The organism is Streptomyces sp. SID13726 (assembly GCF_010548375.1).
GTDB lineage: Bacteria > Actinomycetota > Actinomycetes > Streptomycetales > Streptomycetaceae > Streptomyces.
Genome location: NZ_JAAGLY010000501.1, coordinates 1 through 431, shown reverse-complemented (window position 1 = coordinate 431; position 431 = coordinate 1). Strand labels below are relative to the sequence as shown.

The 431-nt window shown below is 70.5% G+C and carries 1 protein-coding gene; it reads left to right on the top strand.

Annotation, left to right across the window (positions count from 1 at the left end):
* The coding region (locus tag G3I78_RS48795; protein WP_239158492.1) for a toprim domain-containing protein at positions 1-431 on the top strand (431 nt) is incomplete at both ends.

Sequence of the window (431 nt, the reverse complement as noted above, 5' to 3'; positions counted from 1 at the left end):
CCGGCCAAGCTCGTCGACTGCCGCAGCGACGACGTCGAGCGCAGCGAGCTGTTCATCGTCGAGGGGGACAGCGCGCTCGGCACCGCGCGCCTCGCGCGCAGCTCCGACTTCCAGGCCCTCCTGCCCATCCGCGGCAAGATCCTCAACGTGCAGAAGGCGTCCGTGAGCGACATGCTCCGCAACGCCGAGTGCACCGCGATCATCCAGGTGCTCGGCGCCGGCTCCGGGCGGTCGTTCGACCTCGAGGCCGCGCGCTACGGCAAGATCGTGCTCATGACGGACGCGGACGTCGACGGCGCCCACATCCGCACCCTGCTGCTCACGCTCTTCTACCGGTACATGAAGCCGCTCGTCGAGGCGGGCCGCGTGTTCGCGGCCGTGCCGCCGCTGCACCGCATCGAGGTCATCGGTGCCGGCCGCCGCAAGAACCA